The sequence below is a fragment of the Veillonella intestinalis genome, assembly GCF_943192895.1.
Taxonomy (GTDB): Bacteria; Bacillota; Negativicutes; order Veillonellales; family Veillonellaceae; genus Veillonella_A; species Veillonella_A intestinalis.
This window is the reverse complement of the sequence record NZ_CALPCB010000002.1, coordinates 230,849-251,617: the sequence shown is the minus strand read 5'-3', so window position 1 is coordinate 251,617 and position 20,769 is coordinate 230,849. Positions and strand designations below refer to the sequence as shown.

Annotated in this window: 26 protein-coding genes and 1 tRNA gene; 26 read left to right on the top strand and 1 reads right to left on the bottom strand. The window is 37.7% G+C overall.

Annotation, left to right across the window (positions count from 1 at the left end; all coding sequences use genetic code 11):
- Positions 1–14: 14 nt before the first annotated feature.
- The 10 genes from larC2 (at position 15) to NFR27_RS02565 (ending at position 7,251) form a co-directional block, all read left to right on the top strand.
- A complete protein-coding gene (larC2, locus tag NFR27_RS02610) occupies positions 15–479 on the top strand; it encodes a nickel pincer cofactor biosynthesis protein LarC2 (RefSeq protein ID WP_251440330.1) in 465 nt (154 codons plus the stop codon).
- 137 nt (positions 480–616) lie between these two features.
- Positions 617–1,468, top strand: coding sequence for a ChbG/HpnK family deacetylase (locus tag NFR27_RS02605; protein ID WP_251440333.1), 852 nt, complete (start codon positions 617–619; stop codon positions 1,466–1,468).
- Positions 1,465–2,481 carry a lysylphosphatidylglycerol synthase transmembrane domain-containing protein gene (locus NFR27_RS02600; RefSeq protein ID WP_251440334.1) on the top strand — a complete coding sequence of 339 codons (1,017 nt, stop codon included), beginning with the start codon at positions 1,465–1,467 and terminating at the stop codon, positions 2,479–2,481. The genes NFR27_RS02605 and NFR27_RS02600 overlap by 4 nt, the downstream gene beginning before the upstream one ends.
- The gene (locus NFR27_RS02595; protein WP_251440337.1) at positions 2,474–2,923 is read left to right on the top strand and encodes an ACT domain-containing protein; all 450 of its coding nucleotides are present in this window, start codon (positions 2,474–2,476) and stop codon (positions 2,921–2,923) included. The genes NFR27_RS02600 and NFR27_RS02595 overlap by 8 nt, the downstream gene beginning before the upstream one ends.
- A gap of 104 nt (positions 2,924–3,027) precedes the next feature.
- Positions 3,028–4,317: a homoserine dehydrogenase gene (locus tag NFR27_RS02590; protein ID WP_251453929.1), complete on the top strand. Its 1,290-nt coding sequence runs from the start codon at positions 3,028–3,030 to the stop codon at positions 4,315–4,317.
- Positions 4,318–4,327: 10 nt separating this feature from the next.
- Positions 4,328–5,254 (top strand): homoserine kinase, encoded by a 927-nt coding sequence (gene thrB / locus NFR27_RS02585; RefSeq protein ID WP_251440343.1) that lies wholly within the window; start codon positions 4,328–4,330, stop codon positions 5,252–5,254.
- A 65-nt stretch (positions 5,255–5,319) separates the two neighbouring features.
- A tRNA-Pro gene (locus tag NFR27_RS02580) sits at positions 5,320–5,396 on the top strand.
- 44 nt (positions 5,397–5,440) lie between these two features.
- Positions 5,441–6,304 carry a zinc metalloprotease HtpX gene (htpX, locus tag NFR27_RS02575; protein ID WP_251440345.1) on the top strand — a complete coding sequence of 288 codons (864 nt, stop codon included), beginning with the start codon at positions 5,441–5,443 and terminating at the stop codon, positions 6,302–6,304.
- A 9-nt stretch (positions 6,305–6,313) separates the two neighbouring features.
- The gene (gene ndk, locus NFR27_RS02570) at positions 6,314–6,718 is read left to right on the top strand and encodes a nucleoside-diphosphate kinase (RefSeq protein ID WP_251440349.1); all 405 of its coding nucleotides are present in this window, start codon (positions 6,314–6,316) and stop codon (positions 6,716–6,718) included.
- A 26-nt stretch (positions 6,719–6,744) separates the two neighbouring features.
- A complete protein-coding gene (locus NFR27_RS02565) occupies positions 6,745–7,251 on the top strand; it encodes a cob(I)yrinic acid a,c-diamide adenosyltransferase (RefSeq protein WP_251440352.1) in 507 nt (168 codons plus the stop codon).
- Between the two features lie 188 nt (positions 7,252–7,439).
- Here the strand turns inward: NFR27_RS02565 and NFR27_RS02560 are convergent, their stop codons facing one another.
- Positions 7,440–7,787 carry a hypothetical protein gene (locus tag NFR27_RS02560; RefSeq protein WP_251440356.1) on the bottom strand — a complete coding sequence of 116 codons (348 nt, stop codon included), beginning with the start codon at positions 7,785–7,787 and terminating at the stop codon, positions 7,440–7,442.
- Between the two features lie 147 nt (positions 7,788–7,934).
- Here NFR27_RS02560 and cobU point away from each other — a divergent pair, with 147 nt between their 5' ends.
- The 16 genes from cobU (at position 7,935) to xseB (ending at position 20,646) form a co-directional block, all read left to right on the top strand.
- On the top strand, positions 7,935–8,510 hold the full coding sequence (cobU, locus tag NFR27_RS02555) for a bifunctional adenosylcobinamide kinase/adenosylcobinamide-phosphate guanylyltransferase (protein WP_251440359.1): 576 nt from the start codon (positions 7,935–7,937) through the stop codon (positions 8,508–8,510).
- Positions 8,510–10,033, top strand: coding sequence for a cobyric acid synthase (locus tag NFR27_RS02550; protein ID WP_251440362.1), 1,524 nt, complete (start codon positions 8,510–8,512; stop codon positions 10,031–10,033). The genes cobU and NFR27_RS02550 overlap by 1 nt, the downstream gene beginning before the upstream one ends.
- A complete protein-coding gene (gene cbiB, locus NFR27_RS02545) occupies positions 10,033–11,010 on the top strand; it encodes an adenosylcobinamide-phosphate synthase CbiB (RefSeq protein ID WP_251440365.1) in 978 nt (325 codons plus the stop codon). The genes NFR27_RS02550 and cbiB overlap by 1 nt, the downstream gene beginning before the upstream one ends.
- Positions 11,007–11,753 (top strand): adenosylcobinamide-GDP ribazoletransferase, encoded by a 747-nt coding sequence (cobS, locus tag NFR27_RS02540; RefSeq protein ID WP_251440367.1) that lies wholly within the window; start codon positions 11,007–11,009, stop codon positions 11,751–11,753. Before cbiB ends, cobS begins: the two co-directional genes overlap by 4 nt.
- A gap of 79 nt (positions 11,754–11,832) precedes the next feature.
- On the top strand, positions 11,833–12,741 hold the full coding sequence (locus NFR27_RS02535) for a GHMP family kinase ATP-binding protein (protein ID WP_251453926.1): 909 nt from the start codon (positions 11,833–11,835) through the stop codon (positions 12,739–12,741).
- 14 nt (positions 12,742–12,755) lie between these two features.
- Positions 12,756–13,892, top strand: coding sequence for a pyridoxal phosphate-dependent aminotransferase (locus NFR27_RS02530; protein ID WP_251440372.1), 1,137 nt, complete (start codon positions 12,756–12,758; stop codon positions 13,890–13,892).
- Positions 13,855–14,490 (top strand): alpha-ribazole phosphatase, encoded by a 636-nt coding sequence (cobC, locus tag NFR27_RS02525; RefSeq protein ID WP_251440373.1) that lies wholly within the window; start codon positions 13,855–13,857, stop codon positions 14,488–14,490. The genes NFR27_RS02530 and cobC overlap by 38 nt, the downstream gene beginning before the upstream one ends.
- Before the next feature lie 11 nt (positions 14,491–14,501).
- Entirely contained in the window at positions 14,502–15,200 is a 699-nt protein-coding gene (locus NFR27_RS02520; RefSeq protein WP_251440375.1) for a pseudouridine synthase, read from the top strand.
- Positions 15,201–15,260: 60 nt separating this feature from the next.
- The gene (locus NFR27_RS02515; RefSeq protein ID WP_251440377.1) at positions 15,261–16,331 is read left to right on the top strand and encodes a M24 family metallopeptidase; all 1,071 of its coding nucleotides are present in this window, start codon (positions 15,261–15,263) and stop codon (positions 16,329–16,331) included.
- Between the two features lie 14 nt (positions 16,332–16,345).
- Entirely contained in the window at positions 16,346–16,903 is a 558-nt protein-coding gene (efp, locus tag NFR27_RS02510; RefSeq protein ID WP_251440380.1) for an elongation factor P, read from the top strand.
- 86 nt (positions 16,904–16,989) lie between these two features.
- Positions 16,990–17,385 carry an Asp23/Gls24 family envelope stress response protein gene (locus tag NFR27_RS02505; RefSeq protein ID WP_251440382.1) on the top strand — a complete coding sequence of 132 codons (396 nt, stop codon included), beginning with the start codon at positions 16,990–16,992 and terminating at the stop codon, positions 17,383–17,385.
- On the top strand, positions 17,385–17,771 hold the full coding sequence (locus NFR27_RS02500) for an Asp23/Gls24 family envelope stress response protein (RefSeq protein ID WP_251440385.1): 387 nt from the start codon (positions 17,385–17,387) through the stop codon (positions 17,769–17,771). The genes NFR27_RS02505 and NFR27_RS02500 overlap by 1 nt, the downstream gene beginning before the upstream one ends.
- Positions 17,755–18,195 carry a transcription antitermination factor NusB gene (nusB, locus tag NFR27_RS02495; protein ID WP_251440387.1) on the top strand — a complete coding sequence of 147 codons (441 nt, stop codon included), beginning with the start codon at positions 17,755–17,757 and terminating at the stop codon, positions 18,193–18,195. Before NFR27_RS02500 ends, nusB begins: the two co-directional genes overlap by 17 nt.
- 9 nt (positions 18,196–18,204) lie before the next feature.
- A complete protein-coding gene (locus tag NFR27_RS02490; protein ID WP_251440389.1) occupies positions 18,205–19,227 on the top strand; it encodes a tRNA (adenosine(37)-N6)-threonylcarbamoyltransferase complex transferase subunit TsaD in 1,023 nt (340 codons plus the stop codon).
- 8 nt (positions 19,228–19,235) lie between these two features.
- Positions 19,236–20,441: an exodeoxyribonuclease VII large subunit gene (gene xseA, locus NFR27_RS02485; RefSeq protein ID WP_251440391.1), complete on the top strand. Its 1,206-nt coding sequence runs from the start codon at positions 19,236–19,238 to the stop codon at positions 20,439–20,441.
- Positions 20,434–20,646, top strand: coding sequence for an exodeoxyribonuclease VII small subunit (gene xseB / locus NFR27_RS02480; RefSeq protein ID WP_251440393.1), 213 nt, complete (start codon positions 20,434–20,436; stop codon positions 20,644–20,646). The genes xseA and xseB overlap by 8 nt, the downstream gene beginning before the upstream one ends.
- The last annotated feature ends 123 nt before the right edge of the window (positions 20,647–20,769 follow it).

Genomic DNA, 20,769 nt, shown 5'->3' with positions numbered 1-20,769 from the left:
GGGAAGGAGTGGCTATGGAAACTAAGGAGGCAAGTAAGGAGATTGATTTAATACAAATCGAAGCGAATATAGATAATATGAATCCAGAGTTTTATAGTCCCTTACTGGATATCTTATTACAAGCTGGTGCTAATGATGCATGGTTAACACCGATTATTATGAAAAAAGGTCGCCCAGCTATTTTGTTAAGTGTATTAGCTAATCATAGTCAGTTGGATGAACTAAGTGAAATAATTTTTCAAAATACCACAACGATTGGCTTTCGCTTTTTTCCTGTTAATCGTATTATTTGTGAACGGGAATTTAGTGAGTTTCTTTATGAAGGGCAACAGATTCATATTAAGCGATCGTATTATAAAGGGCAGTTAGTCAATACTTCGTTAGAGTATGAAGATTTAAAGCAAGCATCTCACGTATTACAAATTCCTTTAAAGGATTTACAGCAGAAAGTTTGGCAAGCTTTGCCGAAAGAACTTTAAATTTTGTGGTTATTTTGCAAGTATTCTTAAAATTATAGTATATTCACAAAATAACACTATACACTACCAATAGACATATGTTAAAATAACATATATCCTCTTTATATGAACAAGGATTAAAAGAATAGAAGGTGCGTATGATTCGATTAATAGTTAATGCCGACGATTTTGGCTTACATGAAGCTGTCAACGAAGGTATCATTAAAGGGCATACCGAGGGGATTATTACAAGTACATCATTATTAGCAAATGGGGAGGCTTTTGATCAAGCTGTAACTCTTGCAAAAACTGTTCCTCAGTTAGGTATTGGTGTACATACAGCCTTAGTAGGTGGTTTAAAGCCTCTATGTGACCCTGAGGAAGTACCTACTTTGTTAGAAAATGGACGCTTTCTCAACTCCTATCCAGACTTTATAAAAAAAGCTATGACGGGAGCCATTAACTTTGAAGAAGTGTATAAGGAATTAGACAAACAATTTGAAAAAGTTGTTTCCTCTGGTTTACCTATTACTCATGCGGATGGTCATCAACATCTTCATGTGTTACCACAAATAACACCGATTATGGTTACGCTATTGCGGCGTTATGGGATTAAAAAAATGAGAATTCCTGCAGAAGATCGTTTTTTCCGTAATGGCATAACGCAATGGGAACGTCTTGCTGGTAAGGTAGGGTTAGCTGAAGTGGCTGATAAAGCCTATACATTATCCAGTAAAATGGGGATTTGGTCGCCCCGTTATTTTTGGGGGATGATGAGTGGTGGTCAGTTAACTGAAGACCGATTGATGGAAATTCTTCAGCGTATTGCTACGACACGTGGTAGTCATGAAATTATGACTCATCCAGGTAATAATGATAGACTTCTTAATTCATTATACCCATGGAATTATCATTGGGAAGGCGAATTAGCCGCAATGTGTGCAGAACCAGTAAAACAATTTATTCAGTTCCACCAAATTCAGCTAGTTAATTATGGTGAGTGTGAATGAATAAAGTTTTAAAACGAGGCCTAATATTAGGTTTGGTGCTGGTAGTTATTTCAGGACTCACCATTTACTTTACTATTGATTTAGATTCTTTAGCTACGCTTGAAACATTCAATCTCAGTTCTTTGCTTTTGGCTTTGGTAGCCTTAGCAGTAGGAATGTATTTTGATGGTTTGCGATTACAACGGCTCGTGCATATCGGTGGTTATGATTTACCGATTATTGCCATTTTGCGAGTAATTTTTGGCAACTATTTTATGGCCATGTTAACTCCCGGGGCTAGCGGTGGTGCTGTAGCTCAAGTGCTAATTCTTAAAAGTTATGGTGTGCCAGTCATGAAAGGGGCTCCCATTGTACTGATTCGTACTGTATTTTCAATTTTGTTTTTAATTGTAATGTTACCAGTTATCTTTTTACATAGTTCCATTACAATTCCCTATATTAGTCGTGAAGCGTTACTAGAAATATCTTTATTTTTAGTCGTTTGCACAATTGTTGGTCTCTATGTATTGCGGACCAATTTAATGAAGCGTTTTGTCTATATGTTGGCAGAACGATTCAAAAAAGGCAATCCTAAAGCGTGGTTAGCTAAACTGACTGAACTTAATGAAGGGTTTTCATTGTTATATGCAAAACCATTACAATCATTATTAGTTTTTATCGAATCAGGGCTTAGTTTATTAGCTTTATATGCGATTGCTCCAGCACTGATGTGCGCCTTTACTTGGGATATACCGATTGTGGAAGTCCTCAGTCGGATGATATTATTAAATTTAATTCTGTATTTTGCGCCAACACCTGGTGGTACTGGCGTGGCAGAGGGATTATTTATTTATTTGTTTACTTCATTCTTGCCCGTAGGGACTGTTGGCATCGTTGCTGTCGGTTGGCGAGTAATTGCCGAGTATTTGCCGTTTTTTATAGGTATGTATTCCGTATTTACATTATATGGCCGACAATTCGTAGCTGGCGCAGCGGCAATTGAAGGAGAAAATGGAGGTAAGAACATTGGCTAAGTTAAAGAAAGACAAATTCTATTTGGTACAAGAAGATATTCTTCCAGAAGCAATTAAAAAGACAATTAAAGTAAAAGAAATTTTAAAATTAGGGGAAGCTAAAACAATTAATGAAGCTGTAGAACGTATGGATTTAAGTCGTTCTGCTTATTATAAATATAAAGATTATGTATTCCCATTCTATGAAATTGCACAGGGTAAAATCGTATCAATTACTATTTCTATGTCTAATGAAGCTGGTATGTTATCTAGTATTTTGCGCACCATTGCTGAAAGTAATGGTAGCATTTTAACAATTAATCAGGATATTCCATTACAAGGGATTGCGAATGTAACGATTGCCTTTGAAACTAAGGATTTATCCACCCCATTAGAAGAATGCTTGAATAATATCCGTTCTATTCGTGGGATTTTACGTGTAGAAATTTTAGGCCAAGCTTAATCACGTTAACTTAGAGTATATTGTTAGACAGTAATTATACATATAGGTGTAGCCCCGACTTATATTAATAGGCCGGGGCACTCCTATAAAGAGAGAGGGATAGTATGGAACCAATTAAAGTAGCCTTATTAGGTTTCGGCACAGTAGGACAAGGGACTTTTGAACTACTTGTAAAAAATGCTGATTTAATTGCTAATCGAGTAGGCGCGCCTGTTGAAGTAGCTAAAATCTATGTGCGCAATAAAGAAAAATATAGTCATGTAGCGTTACCAGCTAATACAGTTTTTGTTGAACAAGTGGATGAGGTATTAGATGATGCTACCATTCAAGTGGTAGTAGAAGTTATGGGGGGCACCACCTTTGCTTGCGAATGTATCGAAAAAGCGCTCACTAAAGGTAAAAGTGTAGTTACCGCTAATAAAGACTTATTAGCTGAAGCTGGCCCTTATCTTTTAGACTTAGCAGCTAAGCACAACGTTGATTTACGCTATGAAGCAAGCGTTTTAGGGGGCATTCCGATTATTCGTACTCTCTATGAATCGTTAGCAGGGAATCGAATTACGGAAATCGTAGGAATTTTGAATGGTACGACGAATTTTATTTTGTCCAATATGACTGAAAAAGGAGCTGGCTATCAGGAAGTACTAGCTGAAGCGCAAGCCTTAGGGTATGCGGAAGCAGACCCAACTGCTGACGTTGAAGGTCTTGATGCAGCTCGTAAATTAGCTATTTTATCATCCATTGCCTTCAATCGACGTATTTTCTTCGAAGATGTATCGGTTGAGGGGATCACTAAGATTGATGCTACCGATATCGCTTTTGGTAAAGAATTTGGCTATACCATTAAATTATTGGGGATTGCTAAAGAGACTAAAAAAGGGTTGTCCTTAAATGTACATCCTTCGTTCATTTCGAGTAATCATCCATTAGCTTCAGTACGTGGTTCTTATAATGCTTTATATGTAAAAGGTAATGGCATTGATGATGCTATGTTCTACGGTCGGGGTGCGGGGAGCTTACCAACTGGTAGTTCTATTGTAGGCGATATTATGGAAGTGGCTAAAAATATTCGCACTAATCATTTAGGGGCCTTAGCGCCATTCTATTTTTCCGAGAAAAATCTGTATTCTTCTGGCAAAATTGAATCGTCCTACTATATCCGTATTTTAGTAGATAACTCTACAGGTGTATTGGCTAAAGTAGCAACTAAATTAGCAGAACAACGAATTTCGGTGCAAGCTGTTACACAGCGTAACGAAAGTGAAACAACATCGACTATTGCGATTGTTACTTCTTCTTGTCCACGTTCTTATATTGTAAATGTAATTAATGCCTTTAATAATTTGCGTGTAGTTCGTGAAGTTGGCAGTGTTATTCCTATTATGGCAGATTAGGAGGCAAGGAATGGAATCTATTGTTGTACAAGTGCCAGCCACAAGTGCTAACTGTGGTCCTGGTTTTGATTCATTAGGCCTTGCTTTAGAATTATATAATACATTTTCTTTCACGCCTGATGAAATGGCTACTACTAATACGTATACCTTTGCCGGTTTTGATGCCAATTTATTAGCTAAAGAAGATCAGACTCATAATTTAGTTGGCTTTGCGATGGCGCAAGTATTTAAAAAAGCTAACGTAAAGCCTTTATATGGCACAATTCATAGTGAAGCTGCTATTCCGCCATCAAGAGGTCTTGGCAGTAGTTCTACAGCTATTGTAGCGGGCCTAATGTTAGCTAATGCAACGTTAAGTTCACCTTTGAGCACGCATGATTTACTAATACTTGCTAATGAAATTGAAGGTCATCCTGACAATGTAGCACCAGCTTTATTAGGAAATTTAGTATGTTCTGTGAATCATGAAAGTGGTTTATTATATACTACTGTTGACTTGCCAGAGGAATTGGTATTTGCTGTAGTTGTACCGGAAGTAACTGTGGCAACAGAGTATGCACGCAGCGTTTTACCTAAAGAAATTGCTCATAAGGAAGCTGTAGCTAATGTAAGTCACGCTACTTTGTTTGTTACGGCTTTATTGCAACATAAGTTGGAGTATTTAAGCGTTGCTCTAGAAGATTATCTTCATGTACCTTATCGTAAAGCCTTAATTCCTCATTGTGAGGAAGTCTTTGCGGCTGCTTTAGCTAATGGTGCGTATGGTGCGACTATTAGTGGTTCTGGTTCAACGTTAATTGCCTATTGTCCTAGATCATCTGCTGAACTCGTAAAAGATGCTATGGCACAAGTATTTACCGAAAATGGCATTGCGTCCCATGCGTATGTAGTAGAAGCTGATACAGAGGGTGCTAAGTATGTAAATTGCCAAAATTAGGCAATTACTATATAATTATAGTGTGAATAGATATTTTTCAAAATTGTTGATATAATACTATTCATCGGGGCGTAGCTCAGCTTGGTAGAGCGCTACCTTGGGGTGGTAGAGGTCGCAAGTTCAAATCTTGTCGTTCCGACCATGTGTGTATGAAGGATACATTGAAGAAAGAGGCAAGTATAAATTATGAATAATGTAAAGACAGCTGTTTTACTGGCATTAATGACTGGCTTATTGATGGTAATCGGACAGTTGGTCGCTGGCAGGACTGGTCTTTTGACGATGTTTATTATTTCTATGGGGATGAACTTGTTCAGTTATTGGAATAGTGACAAGCTTGTTCTCAGCATGTATAATGCACGTCAAATATCGGCGACAGATAATCCCGAGTTATATAATATGGTAGCAAGTTTAGCTAAGCGTGGTAATTTACCAATGCCAAAGGTATATATTATTGAATCTAAGGTACCTAATGCTTTTGCTACTGGGCGCAATCCTGAACATGGGGCTGTGGCGGTTACTACAGGCATTATGGAGCTGTTGACTGATGATGAAATTGAAGGGGTATTAGCGCATGAATTAACCCATATTAAGCATCGTGATACTTTAATTAGTACCATTGCGGCAAGTATAGCTGGGGTTATTACTATGATTGCTAATATGATGCAATTTTTTGCTATCTTTGGTCGCAGTGACGATCGTGAAGGGGCTAATCCTATTGCTATGTTGGCAACGATTATTTTAGCACCTATTGCAGCAGCTTTAATTCAAATGGCTATTTCTAGATCAAGAGAATATTTAGCTGATGAAGGTGGGGCTGAAATGAGTGGCAAACCATTATCGTTAGCATCAGCGTTAGGCAAAATTGATTATTATGCTAAGTATGGTGCACTGCCAACTAGTGAATCACAAGTAGGTACAACGGCTCATATGTTCATTATCAATCCATTAAGCAATGTAAAGGACTTTACTAGTTCTTTATTTAGTACTCATCCAAGTACAGTATCTCGTATTGAAAAGTTAAAAGAATTAGCTGCGCGTATGCGCTAGGAGGGAATCATGGAACACACGTTAGTACTCGTAAAACCTGATGGAGTAAAGAAAAAACTTTGTGGTGAAATTTTAGCTCGTTATGAGCGCAAAGGCTTAACAATTAGTGCCCTAAAATTAATGCAAGTACCGTGTGAGTTAGCGGCCGAACATTATGCAGAGCATAAAGAAAAACCGTTTTTCCAAGAATTAATCGATTTTATTACGTCTGGTCCTGTACTAGCTATGGTGTTGAGTGGTGAAAACGCTGTAGCTGCTGTACGTCAGTTGAATGGGGCTACCGATCCATTAAAAGCAAATCCTGGTTCAATTCGTGGGGACTATGGCTTGGCTATTGATGAAAATGTAGTACATGCTTCTGATGCTGTTGATACAGCAAAACGTGAAATTGCGTTGTGGTTCCCTGAATTTTAATTATTTATATTACAAGAGGTGATAGTATGAACGCAAAGGTATATACTAAAACAGGTGATAAAGGTTCAACTTCTTTGTATACTGGTGAACGTCTTTCTAAAGCGTCACTTCGCGTAGAGGCTTATGGTACGATTGATGAGCTTCAAGCGGTGTTGGGCGTTGCTCGTGCTTTCTCTGAGCATGATGACATTCAGCAAGTAATTTATGGAATCCAAAAAGAATTATGGCAATTAATGGCTGATGTAGCTAGCTTAGGTCAAGAACCAACCATTACCGATGCTCATATTGAAAATCTTGAAAAAATTATCGATAGCTATGATGCTAAAATGGAGCCACTTACTAAATTCATCGTTCCTGGTGATAAGAAAAGTTCGGCTTTATTGCATCAATGTCGTACTGTAACGCGTCGTGCAGAGCGAGCTTTATGGCGAGCTGCTGAATCAGGTGAAGCAATCCACGATGTAAATATTCGTTATTTAAATCGTTTATCTGATTGTTGCTATATGTTAGCTCGTGCTGAGTTTGAACTATAATAGGCCATCTCTATGTATTCATTGTGTTCTTGTGTTTCACGTAGTTGAAGTGGCAGTAACTTCATACTTGCTGGACGCGTGAATACGGAATATGGTCAACCATATAAAAAAGCTATGTTACCGAATTATTCGCGTAACATAGCTTTTATTATTGACTAAAATTAGTTGTATTGTATCTTATTGAACCTTTATTCTGGTTTTAAGTCAATAGTACCTGTATTGAGTACATCTTCAGGGCTTGGATAATAGAAAAATACAGTGCTAATTTCATATTGGAATTTTTCACGGATTTTAGCCGCTAGAATAGTTTCAAATTCAATTAAATTTTCTGGTTCAATAGTGCCATCTTCAATGAGCACTAGTAATTGTGGTTCTACTGCAGGGGCGTTATCAGGTAATACTTCAGGCGGTAGGGGAATATTTACGATGACACGAGCTGTAGCAGCATATTGCTCATTTTGGTCAGTAATGACAGCTCGATAGGTATTCTCCCATAAAGTGGCCATTAGTTTAACATAAAAATTTTTCATTTCCATAAAATAAACACTCCTTTTTTATTCTCCCTAGATTTCCTAAACGGTGTATAATGGGAGATATGGGTATTGATATGAAGTTATTGTATACTTATAGCGACCCAAAAAGCAAGTAGTGTCTATTAATTAACAGTAGGAGTATAGCGGTTCATGACAGATGAAAAGAGTAAAATCATCCTATGCACTGGTGGCGCTCGTAGCGGTAAGAGCGAATTTGCGGAACAGTTAGTATTATCATTACCAGGAACGAAGGGATATGTTGCAACGAGTCAAATTTTTGACGATGAAATGGAAGATCGGGTAGCTAAGCATAAAGCACGCCGTGGTTTAATATGGCACAATTATGAAATTCCCTATGATCTGCCCGCTTCATGGCCAAAGGTTTTAGAACAATGCGATGTCATTTTGGTAGACTGTTTAACAATGTATGCTACCAATGCCATGCTCAAATCAGAACCTCACACGCAAGCTGCGTGTAATGAAATAGCAGAGGCCTTAGTAGGTCAAGTCGAAACAATTCTTTCACAAAGTCGTGAAGCTCAAAAAACAGTTGTATTTGTGACTAATGAATTAGGTTTAGGCATTGTACCGGAAAATCGATTAGCTCGTTTTTTCCGTGATATAGCAGGCCTACTTAATCAAGCCGTAGCCAAAGCAGCTGATGAGGTGTATTTTACCATTAGTGGTATTACAACAGAACTTAAATCCAAGGAGGTTCATATATAATGGCTAAGAAAATCATGTTTCAAGGAACAAGCTCTAATGTTGGTAAAAGTATTTTGACAACGGCACTGTGCCGTATTTTTTATCGTAGAGGGTTAAAGACAGTTCCTTTTAAAGCGCAAAATATGGCCTTAAATTCTTATGTAACGCGCTGGGGCGATGAAATCGGTCGTGCTCAGGTAGCACAAGCGGAAGCGGCAGGAATTGACCCTATTGTGCAGATGAACCCAGTGCTATTGAAGCCTACAGGTAATCAATCTTCACAAGTAGTATTAATGGGAAAACCTGTAGGGGTTTATAGTGCTAAAGAATATCATACACAATATTCTTTAACGGCCCTTGATAAGGTGAAAGAAAGTCTCCAATTTTTAGATGAAAATTTTGACATGATTGTCATTGAAGGGGCTGGCAGTCCTGCTGAAGTGAATCTTAAAGCCAATGATATTGTAAATATGCGTGTAGCTAAGATGACAAATTGTCCAGTTATGCTTATTGCTGATATTGATCGTGGTGGCGCTATTGCCTCTATTGTAGGTACTTTAGAATTATTAGAACCAGAAGAACGTAACCTTGTAAAAGGGATTGTGATTAACAAATTCCGTGGTGATATTAATTTATTAAAACCTGCTTTAGATTTTATTGAAGAACGAACTGGTCGTAAAGTAGTAGGGGTTATTCCTGCTATTGAAAACCTTGATATTGATGAAGAAGATTCGGTAGCGCTTGAAAGTAAACATACTACTATTAATCGTGATATTACGATTGCTGTTATGCAGACTCCTAAGATTTCTAACTTTACTGATTTTGATGCGTTAGCTTATGAGCCGGATGTAGCAGTTCGCTTTGTAAAACCTGGCGATGCCATTGGGGACCCAGATTTAATTATTTTACCAGGGTCAAAAAATACATTGGCTGATTTGAAGTATCTACAGGATCGTGGGTATGATAAAGATATTCAAGCTTTAGTCGCAAAGGGAACTCCAGTGCTTGGCGTATGTGGTGGCTACCAAATGTTAGGTGAAAAGCTACATGATCCAGATGGTGTTGAAGGAGATATTCCAGAATTAAACGGCCTAGGTTTATTGCCAACTGAAACAACTATGACTGGTACTAAAATGACACATCAAGTTACATTTAATACAACAAAGTTAGCATTTTTAGGTATGAATTATAGTGGCGAAGGACTACGCGGCTATGAAATTCATATGGGCGATACGCGAGGTGTTGGTGCTGTAGCTGAGTGCTTTAATATTACTTCAAGAAGTGAGCAACCAGTAAATGTAATGGATGGGTTTACTAATGAATCAGGCCAAGTTATGGGTACCTATATTCATGGTATTTTAGATAATGATAGTTTGCGCCGTCATTTAATCAATGCGTTACGCACTAAAAAAGGATTGGCACCACTTGATGAAGTATTCCATTATTTTGAACACAAAGATGCAGCCTATAACCGCTTAGCGGATATTGTAGAAAAGCATTTAGATATGGATTATATTGATAGTTTATTAGAGGAACAAGCCTAATGGAGTGGTTTGTAAATAATGCCTACTTTTTTATTCCTGTGTGGGCCTTTTTATTAGATTGCTTGTTAGGTGATCCTAAAAGTCAATATCACCCAGTTGTATTGATTGGTAAGGTTATATCTTTTTATGAAAATTTGTTATATGGTCAAACAGATTCGTCTAGAAAGAAAATAGCATATGGTGCTTTAACTGTATGTTTAACACTTCTTACGGTCACTGGAATTGGTTTTATAGTGCTTCTTATTGCTGGTACTATTCATCCATGGATTGCATATATAGTGGAAATTATTATTGTATATATTACAATTAGCCCTCGGTCACTGGCTGAAGCAGGTCTTGAATTGGCTCGTTTGTTACAGCAAAAAAACTTGCCAGAAGCACGACGCAAAGTGGGCTGGATTGTAGGACGTGACACCTCGGAATTAGATGAAAGTGAGATTACACGTGCTACTATTGAAACAGTGGCTGAAAATACTGTAGATGGCATTATATCGCCTTTGCTTTTCTTTGCTGTTTTTGGACCATTAGGCGCTTTATTTTATCGTACAGCCAATACAATGGATTCCATGTTAGGCTATAAAAATGAACGCTATCTTTATTTTGGTAGGGTAGCAGCTCTTTTTGATGATCTTGTTAACTGGATTCCTGCCCGAATTACGTTATTCCTATATATTGCAACCGCTTATATTTTGCGCCATGACTGGCGTAATGCTTGGCATATAGCGAAACGAGATGCGGCTAAACATCCTAGTCCTAATGGTGGCTATGCAGAAGCACCCGTAGCAGGTGCGTTGCATATTCGTTTAGGTGGCTATAACAAGTATGGTGATACCATGACATTTCGGGAATATATGGGTAATCCTGATGTGCCTATGAGAGGAATTCATATCCAACAGACTATTGGTATGATGTATGTATGTTCTTTATTAGGGGTTGTTTTAGCAGCCTTAATTTCTAGAATCTTGGTGATAGTATGAAGTCATTTTTTATTGGCTTACAATTTTTGACTCGCCTTAAAATTGTGAATCAGACAGAATGGGATATTCATGATTTTGGCAAAAGTGTAATTTCTTTTCCTTTAGTAGGTTTGGTTATTGGGGCCTTTATGGCAGTATTATATTGGCTATTAGCTGATGTATTACCTATTCAATTACTTGCTTTATTATTGGTTATTTTTGAATTTTTATTTACTGGTGGCCTCCATGCTGATGGATTTATGGACACTTGTGATGGCTTATTTTCTGGTCGCGATCGAGAACGTAAGCTAGAAATTATGAAAGACAGTAGAGTAGGTTCTAATGGCGTAGTAGGCTTTGTATTCCTTACTTTGTTAAAATGGCAATTATTAGCCCATGTAAGTCCACAATTTTTATGCGCCTTGTTACTGTTCTTACCTATTATTAGCCGATATACATTGGTGTTAAGTATACGTTTATTCCCATATGCAAGACCTGAAGGGATGGGGAAGGCCTTTGCCGTTTATTCACCAAAGAGTACTCTTTGGTGGTCTACTTTATTTGTACTTTTACCAGCTCTTTATTTTCATTGGGAGTATGCTACTTTTTTAGGAATTGGTATTATTCTTAATATAATATTAAATACTTATATTTCTAAACATTTAGGCGGTGTGACTGGTGATACTTACGGGTTCGTTATTGAAACTACGGAAGTATTATTAGTTTTAGCTGCTATTGCAATGGGATTCGGGTTTTTACAATAAAAACAGTTTACAAGAGTTTTACTGATTATTTACTGTGTGATTTTATATTTTTTTGTATATTAGTATGGAGGAACGACAGGTGTCATATTATGTGCGAGCACCAGGGACGTGCGGTGAATTTTTGCAAGGTTCCATTGATGGTCAACCATTTTTGGTTACCTGTCCAATCAATCGCTATTCGTATGCTCTTAGTGAGGTCAAACAACCATTACGGCCTTATTTTTGTTCATTGCAACCAAAGGCTGCCTTAGCGGCGCAACAAGTAAAACGGTTATTGATGAATGAACGTCCTTTTGATTCCGTAATGTGGAGCCAAGAAACGCCAGGGCCTACAGTCTATGTACGATCAGATATTGTTCAGGGGAAAGGCATGGCTTCGAGTAGTGCTGATATTAGTGTAGCTGCTATGGCTACTGCATTAGCTCATGGGCGACCTTTGACTTTGGAAGAGTTAAAAGATATTTGTCTTAGTATCGAACCGAGTGATGCATCCTTTTATCCTGGTGTTGTTCAATTTGATTATATATCTGGTGTTATTACAGAGCCATTGGGGCAGTGTCCGCCTATGAAAATCATGATTTTTGATGAAGGTGGCGAAATTGATACGGTAGCTTTTAATGCTCAAGTTGGTTTGCATGATTTGATTGCTGAAAAAGAGCCTTATATTTTAGAATCATTGGCTTTATTTAAAGAGGGCTTAGCACAGCATAACGTGTCGCTTATTGGTCAAGCTGCTACCTTAAGTGCCTTTGCTAATCAGCGTATTCTATATAAGCCTTTGCTCTATGAATTTCATGAAATAGGAAATCATTTTAATAGCGTTGGGACTATTATTGCCCATAGTGGTACTATAATGGGATTACTTTTTCCGTCAGATGGTTCACCGTTAGCTGATTGTCGAGCGGCAGTGCAGCAAGCGTTACCAACATTACATTATTTAGATACGGTTGAGACAACGAATGAAGGTATTACGTTTATGAAACGCTAGGGAGGTGCTAACTTATGAAAAATATACATGGTGGTAATATTTATAAAATAGCTGCAGCCCATGGCGTTAATCCCCAAGATATTGTTGATTTTAGTGCCAATATTAATCCGCAAGGATTAAGTCCTAAGGGAAAAGAAGCTCTTTTAGGGCATGTGGAGGAAGTTATTCACTATCCAGATCCTAATAATGAGGCTTTATTAGAGGTAGCTGCCAAATTATTAGCCGTGCCAAAAGATAATATTTTATTTGGTAATGGGGCCGCTCAGTTGCTATATGCTTTAATGGAGTTACAGAGAATCGCGCAAGTATTGGTTCCAGCTCCTGGTTTTTCAGAATATGCGTTAGCTGCTATGGCCCAGAATATTAAAGTTCAATCGTATTCATTACGATTGGAAGAGTCACCTACCTATCATTTTGAGGTTCCTTACGATGTATTGCGTGAATATTTAGTGGCAGCAAAAGAAAATAATACTCAAACACTGCTTTGTTTGGGTAATCCTAATAATCCAGATGGTAGTTTACAGATGGTTAGTGAAGTAATTGAGTTAGCTAAATTAGCTGAAGAATCCGGTAGTTTATTACTGGTGGATGAATCATTTATTGAATTTACCAATGAAAGTCATAGTTTGCGGCCTTATATTGAAGAAAATCCCAATATCCTAGTTCTTCATTCATTTACAAAGTTTTATGCCATTCCTGGTTTACGTTTAGGTGCTTTGTTAGGACAGCCTCAAATTTTAAACGCTATAAAACAATTTATTCCTGCTTGGTCAGTGAACCATTTAGCGGCACAGTATGGTATAGGGGCTCTTCAAGACGAAGTATATCGTCAGAAAAGTCGCGCTGTAGTGGCAAGAGAAAAGGAATGGCTTTATGGCGCTATAAAAGCCTTTCACTTTTTAACCGTTTTACCACCAAGTGTTAATTTTATGCTATTGCATTGGCAACCAGAGTCTCCAAGTTTGCAGGACTTTATGGAATTTTTAGAGACAAAAAATCTATTAATTCGTAGTTGTGAGGCCTATGAAGGTTTGGGAACTGGTTGGTTTCGTATAGCAGTTAAAGATAGAGCTAATAATGAATTATTAATCTCATATGTAAAGGAGTTCGCCCATGCACACAATTTATTTAGTACGTCACGGTCAAACTGAATGGAATAGTACAGGTTTTTATCAAGGTTATACTAATGTTCCTTTAAATGAAACTGGTATTGCTCAGGCAGAAGCGGTTGCCAAAGAATTAGCCTCTGTTCATTTTGATACGATTATTGCCAGTGACTTAGATCGAGCTCGCATTACGGCTGAGACAATTTTAGGGGAGCGCCAAATCCCATTCCGTACCGATGAGCGCTTACGAGAAATTAATTTTGGCGATTGGGAAGGTTTAACGTATGATCAAATTGAAGCTAAATGGCCACAAGCTGTTTACACAATGTATCGTAGCCCTGATAAAGTGAAAATCTCTAATGGTGAATCGTTTCAAGATGTGCAACTTCGAGCTTGGGAAGCTTTACGGGAAGAAATGAGTCAAGTAGGTGAAGATAAAACGATTCTAGTTGTTGCTCATGGCGGTACTAATCGTACACTGATTTGTAAAATGTTAAATTTACCACTTCATTTTGCTTGGAATTTTAGTCAAGGGAACACATCGATTAGTCGTATAGAATTCTATGGCTTAACAGAAGATGATCATAACACATTAAGTTTATTAAACTATACGAAACATTTAGAAAGTTTAACTATAAAGTAGTAGGTTGAAGCATGCGTTTACGTTTAGATAAATTTCTTGTTAATAAAGCGTTGGGTAGTCGTAAAGAAGTTCATGGCTTAATTAAGCAAGGTTTAGTTACTGTTGATGGAATAGTTGCTACTAAAAAAGACCAAGCCATTAATATTCCAGAACAGGTTATTGCTGTAAATGGTGAAGTTATCGATAGTCGTCAGAATTATTATGTCAAGCTCAATAAACCAGCTGGCTATGTATGTGCCGTAGAAGATGCACGTCATCCCACAGTAATGGAACTATTGCCACCTGAATTTTTAACCATGGGTGTTGTTCCAGTGGGACGATTAGATAAGGATACAGAAGGCTTATTATTGTTATCTAATGATGGTGTGTGGGCTCATCGTATTATAAATGGTAAAAAACATATTTCTAAATTGTATTATATTGAATATGCCGGTGAACTCACTGACACTGGTTTGGCACGTATACAAGAAGGTATTGTTCTAGGCGATGGCACAGTATGTAAACCAGCTATTCTCGAGGTATTAGAGCCAGGTAAAGCTCAAATCAGTATTGAAGAAGGTAAATATCATCAAGTAAAACGGATGATAGGGGCTGCTGGTGGTGAGGTTACTTATTTACGGCGTCTATCAGTAGGTCATTTAACTTTAGCTGGAATTGAAAATTTAGGTGATTTTGCATATCTTGATGAGGAAGACGTGGAAAAACTATAGTCAAAATACGTAATTTATGGTATCATGAAATGAAAAAATTTATAGCAAGGGAGTCTTATCATGAATGGCTTATTACGCCTACAGGATTATTTGACTGCGCACCAGTATGATGGCATACTCTTGCTTAGCCAGACCAATCTTAGGTATTTTGCTGGTTTTACAGGTACTACGGCAGTAGGCTTTGTAACACCTAAACAAGCGTATATAATTACAGATAGTCGCTATACAGAACAGGCACAGCAACAATGCGAAGGCTATGAAGTAATTCAGTATACTTCGTCAGTATGGGACAGTATTACAACAATATGCAAGGAGCAACAAATTTCCTTAGCTGTATGTGCTTTTGAAGGGAACTATGTGCCAGTAGATACATACCAAACCTTTTCAGAAGTGCTTACTGATAGTCAGTTTGCGTCAGTGAATTTAACTTCATTACGGGCCGTGAAACGACCGGATGAGTTGGCTTTAATGCGCAAGGCGGCTCAGATTGCTGATGAAGCTTTTGCTGCTATGCTACCTCAATTAAAAGTAGGTATGACTGAACAAGAAGTGCGTGTTATTTTAGAAATTGAAATGATGCGTCGTGGTTCTGAAGAACCATCTTTTGAAACCATTGTAGCCTCAGGACATCGCTCTAGCATGCCGCATGGTGTTGCGTCTAATAAAGTGATTGAAAGGGGCGACTTTGTTACCTTTGATTTTGGGGCCGTTTATAAAGGGTATCATTCAGATATGACTCGTACGATTGTTATGGGTGAGGCTTCAGAAATACAACGTAATTTATACGACGTAGTTCTTACGGCCCAACTACTGGGATTAGCGGCTGTTAAAGCTGGTGTGACTGGTAAGGTTGTAGATGCTGCTTGTCGTGATAGTATTTATAAGGCTGGCTATGAAGGCTATTTTAATCATGGCACAGGTCATGGTGTTGGTCTTGATATTCATGAAGAGCCAGTGGCCTCACCAAAATCTAATACAGTATTAGAATCTAATATGATTGTTACTGTAGAGCCAGGGGTATATTTGCCTGGTGAAATGGGTCTTCGCATTGAAGACAGTGTTATTGTTACTGACGAGGGTTATGAACTATTGACTCATACCTCGAAAGAATTAATAGAAGTAAAAGGTTAAACGGAGGGATTTAAATGATTTCTAGTAATGATTTTCGTCCGGGCGTAACAGTTGAGCTCGATGGCAACGTGTGGCAAGTAGTTGACTTCCAACACGTAAAACCAGGGAAAGGGGCTGCTTTCGTTCGTTGTAAATTGAAAAATTTGCAAACTGGCGCTGTAGTTGAACGTACATTCAATGCTGGTGAAAAAGTACCTAAAGCTCATGTAGACCGTCGTCGTATGCAATATTTATACGAAGCTGATGGTGCCTATACCTTCATGGATAGCGAAACATATGATCAAGTTGAACTAACTCTTGAACAATTAGGTGAAGCTAAGAATTTCTTACTTGAAAATATGGAAGTAAGCATTATGTTCTTCCAAGGTATTGTAATTGGTCTTGATTTGCCAGTAGCCGTAGAACTTCGTGTAGTTGAAACTGATCCTGGTATCCGTGGTGATACTGCCACTGGTGGTAACAAACCAGCTACGCTTGAAACTGGCTATGTAGTTAAAGTACCGATGTTCATCGAAGTTGACGATGTGCTTCGCGTTGATACTCGCACTGGTCAGTACATTGAACGTGCGTAATTTCATTTAAATTTAAAAGCATTTGTCTTTAACGCACTATGTGAGAGGCAAATGCTTTTATGCTATGACAGAAAGGCTGGCGTACTATGAGTGAAGAGACTACATTCTTTGAAGGAAAAACCAAAATTAGTGACACTGTGTATGGTACTATTGCTCTATTAAAGGCATTAGAGATTAAAGGAGTTGCCTCTATGAGTACGACTGCTGGTGATGATTTTGCCAATTTTATTGGTATGAAAAGCCAGTGGGAAGGAGTTAAATTACAACATGTATCCGATACGTCAATTTCGCTAGATTTATATTTAGTAGCTCGGTATGGATATCGTATTCCTGATGTGGCCTTACGCGTTCAAGAAAATGTAAAGACTGGAATTGAAACGTTAACGGGAACTACCGTAGAGGGTGTTAATATTTTTATTCAAGATATTGCGTTTGATAGTGCCTTAGGCACAACTACTACTGATGGAAGGAGTGATACTTAGTGGATAATAAAAATAAACAGGTTGAAGTATCAGATGAGGTTATTTTACAAATTACCAATCATGCACTCACACTAATCCCTGGCTATCATTCCTTAAATAGTAATTTTTATTATGGCATGGTGGATGGTATTGCTCGTAATTTTGGGCAAAAACGCTTACCAGGTGTAAATGTAAAACATCGTAAAGAAGGTCTGGAAGTTAATATTTATATTAATGTCCTTTACGGATATCCTTTAATGACGATGGCAGAGCAAATTCGTCAACAAATTCGCAAAGATTTAAAAGAAAAGGCTGCCATAGATAAAGTACGTATTGACGTACATTTTGAACATATTATTGATCCAAATCAAAAGTTCGAGGAGACAAGCAATGAAACAAAATCGTAATCGTCGCCAAGCACGATTGTATGCATTTCAAAGTTTATATGCAAAAGAATTTCATAATGTAGAAGATACTATTTCAGTTCCTGTAGCGGAAGAAGTACATACAACACAAGGCATGGATGTAGCCTATGCAGAAGCTATTATTCAAGGTGTAGAAGCCAATAAGACGACTATTGATAAACTATTACAAAGCTATTCACCAAAGCGTAAAATCTCTCAGTTAGGAGCGGTGGAACGCAATGTATTGCGTTTAGCAACATGGGAACTTATCCTGTCTAATGAAGCTATTGACCCTCGCATTATTATTAATGAAGCCATTCAATTAACTAAAGACTATGGTGCAGAAAAAAGTTATAAATTTGTAAATGCAGTACTTGATACAATTGCTAAAAATAAAACAACTGTATCTACCTCTACAGAGGCCTAAGAGGCTATTATGAAAGTATTTTTAGGGATAGATACTAGTTGTTATACAACGTCTTGTGCACTTGTAAGCGAAGATGGCAAGTTAATAGGGGAAGCACGTAAACTATTAGAGGTGAAACCTGGCGCCCGTGGGCTTCAGCAATCGCAAATGGTATTCCAACATACCCGTGCTTTACCTAGTTTAATTGAGCAATTACCTCAGGACTATACCCTAGCTGGCATTGGTGTGAGTGCGTTTCCTAGACGGGAAGCTAATTCATATATGCCAGCTTTTCTTGTGGGGCATGGTTTAGGTAGAAGTTTGAGTCATATGCATAATGTTCCTTTATTTGAATTTTCTCATCAAGAAAATCATATTTTAGCAGCTTTGCGTGTACTACAGACAATTCCTTCCGAACCATTTTTTAGTCTCCATGTATCAGGGGGCACGACAGAACTTTTATATTGTGTGCCTCATGAAGGTCATTTTTTTACGGCTCAACTAGTTAATGGTGCTATAGATTTACATGGCGGACAATTCGTAGATCGTGTTGGAGTTGCTTTAGGATTACCGTTTCCTGCTGGACCAAAGCTAGAGTTATTAGCCAAAACGCTTTGTACTAATCCAGCTAATTTAGCAGAAACAGTAAAAACCTTAGTTAAGGAAGAACGGTTTAAACCATTGCCTGTAGCGGTCAAAAAGGGAGCTTTAAGCTTTGGCGGCCCTTGCAGTGAAGCTATGCGTCGTCTTGAACGCTTAAAAAATAAGGATCATCAAGGTGATGTGGTTTCAGAAGATATACAAGCACAAATGAGCTTAGCTGTGTTTCATTGTATTTGTGAATCATTAACCAAAATGCTTACCTATGAGTGGTCTCAGCGACCAGCTAATCGTTTAATTGCTGTTGGTGGAGTTATGGCTAACAGCTATTTGCGAGAAGCTTTACTCGCTTTTGGGCAGAAACAGGAGGTAACACTAGAGTTTGCACCACCTCAATATAGTTCAGATAATGCGACGGGTGTAGCTTATGGCGCCGCTTTATTAGGAAAGTAGAGGTCTTTATGGATGTTTTTTCTGTAGCTCGTTTAAATTCATTAATTAAACGGGTATTAGAGCGTGAATATATTTTAAAAAATTGTTATGTTGCTGGCACTATTTCAAATTTAAAACGACATAGTACGGGGCATTATTATTTTTCCCTTAAAGATGAAGATGCTTCTGTAGACGTGGCTCTTTGGGCTGGAACGGCTCAGAAAAAGAATTTAGTAGGTGCTTTAGAAAATGGTCTTTTTGTTACCATGCGAGCAACTATTAATTTTTATGAAAAAACAGGTCGTTTAAGCTTAATTTGTAATGATATGGAAATAGGCCAAAAGAGTCCTTACCAATTAGCGTACGAAGCTTTAAAAAAAGAATTAACTGCTTTAGGGTATTTAGATGATCTTCATAAACAACCATTGCCAGTCATGCCTACTTGTATAGGTCTTGTTACCTCTGAATCTGGCGCTGTACTGCATGATATTTTACATGTAGCGAAGCAACGTAATCCATGGGTTCACTTTAAATTATTTGCTGTACCAGTGCAAGGGGATAAAGCAGGTCCTATTATTGCCAAAGGCATTGAACGGGCAGATCGAGATAAAGAGGTAGAATTAATTATTGTTGGTCGTGGTGGTGGCTCTATGGAAGATTTATGGTGCTTTAATGATAGAGCTGTTGTAGAAGCTGTTTATCATTGTAAAACACCAATTGTTTCAGCCGTAGGTCATGAGACGGACTATACCTTATGCGATTTTGCTGCTGATGTTCGAGGCGTTACGCCTAGTCATGCTGCTGAATTAACTGTATACCCTGTAACTTTACTGTGGCAACAACTCAAAGACAAAGAAGAGTATTTGCACCAATTTATGAAGCAAATGATAGAGTCGAAGAAGCAAGATTTACAAGCAATTTTTAATCGTAAGTTAGGGATTCCAGCTCTTACGCTTATTCATAAAGAAAGTGCTAAATTAACAGCTTTACAACATGAATTACAGACTAGCCTTACTAAAGGCTTAGGGAAAAAGCAAAATGATATTGTGCTATTAGCACAACAACTAGAGTTACTAAATCCGCTTCACCTATTAGTAAAAGGGTATACAAAAGTTGAGCATAAGGGTTTACCAATTCGATCTACGAAAGAATTGAACCCTGGTAATCATATAGATATAACCATGCAAGATGGTACATTAGAAGCTGTAATAGAGGAGATTCATAGCAATGGCTAATACATTAAAAAACTACGAAAAGAAATATGCAGCCTTAGAAGAAATTGTTCGAACATTGGATGCTAATGAATTATCAGTCAATGAATTGCTAACACAATATAAAAAAGGCTTAACTTTGGTAAAAGAATGCTCTGATATGCTACAAAGTGTAGAAGGCGAAGTGCGTCAGATTATTGAAGAAGTACGAATTGGCGATGAAATGTAGAAATAATCTATGTATAAATTAGAATAAATGATGTATAATAATTAGATAGAGAGTATTTTTATAATTTCTATCTATTAATACATAAAATGTTATCTACTGGTGCATACCTATAGGGTAGGAGGA

Coding starts and splice junctions, on each gene's coding strand:
- cobC (WP_251440373.1), top strand. CDS start 13,855: ATGCACACAATTTATTTAGTACGTCACGGTCAAACTGAATGGAATAGT.
- NFR27_RS02505 (WP_251440382.1), top strand. CDS start 16,990: ATGAGTGAAGAGACTACATTCTTTGAAGGAAAAACCAAAATTAGTGAC.
- NFR27_RS02530 (WP_251440372.1), top strand. CDS start 12,756: ATGAAAAATATACATGGTGGTAATATTTATAAAATAGCTGCAGCCCAT.
- NFR27_RS02520 (WP_251440375.1), top strand. CDS start 14,502: ATGCGTTTACGTTTAGATAAATTTCTTGTTAATAAAGCGTTGGGTAGT.
- xseA (WP_251440391.1), top strand. CDS start 19,236: ATGGATGTTTTTTCTGTAGCTCGTTTAAATTCATTAATTAAACGGGTA.
- cobU (WP_251440359.1), top strand. CDS start 7,935: ATGACAGATGAAAAGAGTAAAATCATCCTATGCACTGGTGGCGCTCGT.
- NFR27_RS02560 (WP_251440356.1), bottom strand. CDS start 7,787: ATGGAAATGAAAAATTTTTATGTTAAACTAATGGCCACTTTATGGGAG.
- cobS (WP_251440367.1), top strand. CDS start 11,007: ATGAAGTCATTTTTTATTGGCTTACAATTTTTGACTCGCCTTAAAATT.
- NFR27_RS02550 (WP_251440362.1), top strand. CDS start 8,510: ATGGCTAAGAAAATCATGTTTCAAGGAACAAGCTCTAATGTTGGTAAA.
- xseB (WP_251440393.1), top strand. CDS start 20,434: ATGGCTAATACATTAAAAAACTACGAAAAGAAATATGCAGCCTTAGAA.
- NFR27_RS02590 (WP_251453929.1), top strand. CDS start 3,028: ATGGAACCAATTAAAGTAGCCTTATTAGGTTTCGGCACAGTAGGACAA.
- htpX (WP_251440345.1), top strand. CDS start 5,441: ATGAATAATGTAAAGACAGCTGTTTTACTGGCATTAATGACTGGCTTA.
- NFR27_RS02605 (WP_251440333.1), top strand. CDS start 617: ATGATTCGATTAATAGTTAATGCCGACGATTTTGGCTTACATGAAGCT.
- ndk (WP_251440349.1), top strand. CDS start 6,314: ATGGAACACACGTTAGTACTCGTAAAACCTGATGGAGTAAAGAAAAAA.
- NFR27_RS02515 (WP_251440377.1), top strand. CDS start 15,261: ATGAATGGCTTATTACGCCTACAGGATTATTTGACTGCGCACCAGTAT.
- larC2 (WP_251440330.1), top strand. CDS start 15: ATGGAAACTAAGGAGGCAAGTAAGGAGATTGATTTAATACAAATCGAA.
- NFR27_RS02490 (WP_251440389.1), top strand. CDS start 18,205: ATGAAAGTATTTTTAGGGATAGATACTAGTTGTTATACAACGTCTTGT.
- thrB (WP_251440343.1), top strand. CDS start 4,328: ATGGAATCTATTGTTGTACAAGTGCCAGCCACAAGTGCTAACTGTGGT.
- efp (WP_251440380.1), top strand. CDS start 16,346: ATGATTTCTAGTAATGATTTTCGTCCGGGCGTAACAGTTGAGCTCGAT.
- NFR27_RS02600 (WP_251440334.1), top strand. CDS start 1,465: ATGAATAAAGTTTTAAAACGAGGCCTAATATTAGGTTTGGTGCTGGTA.
- NFR27_RS02565 (WP_251440352.1), top strand. CDS start 6,745: ATGAACGCAAAGGTATATACTAAAACAGGTGATAAAGGTTCAACTTCT.
- nusB (WP_251440387.1), top strand. CDS start 17,755: ATGAAACAAAATCGTAATCGTCGCCAAGCACGATTGTATGCATTTCAA.
- cbiB (WP_251440365.1), top strand. CDS start 10,033: ATGGAGTGGTTTGTAAATAATGCCTACTTTTTTATTCCTGTGTGGGCC.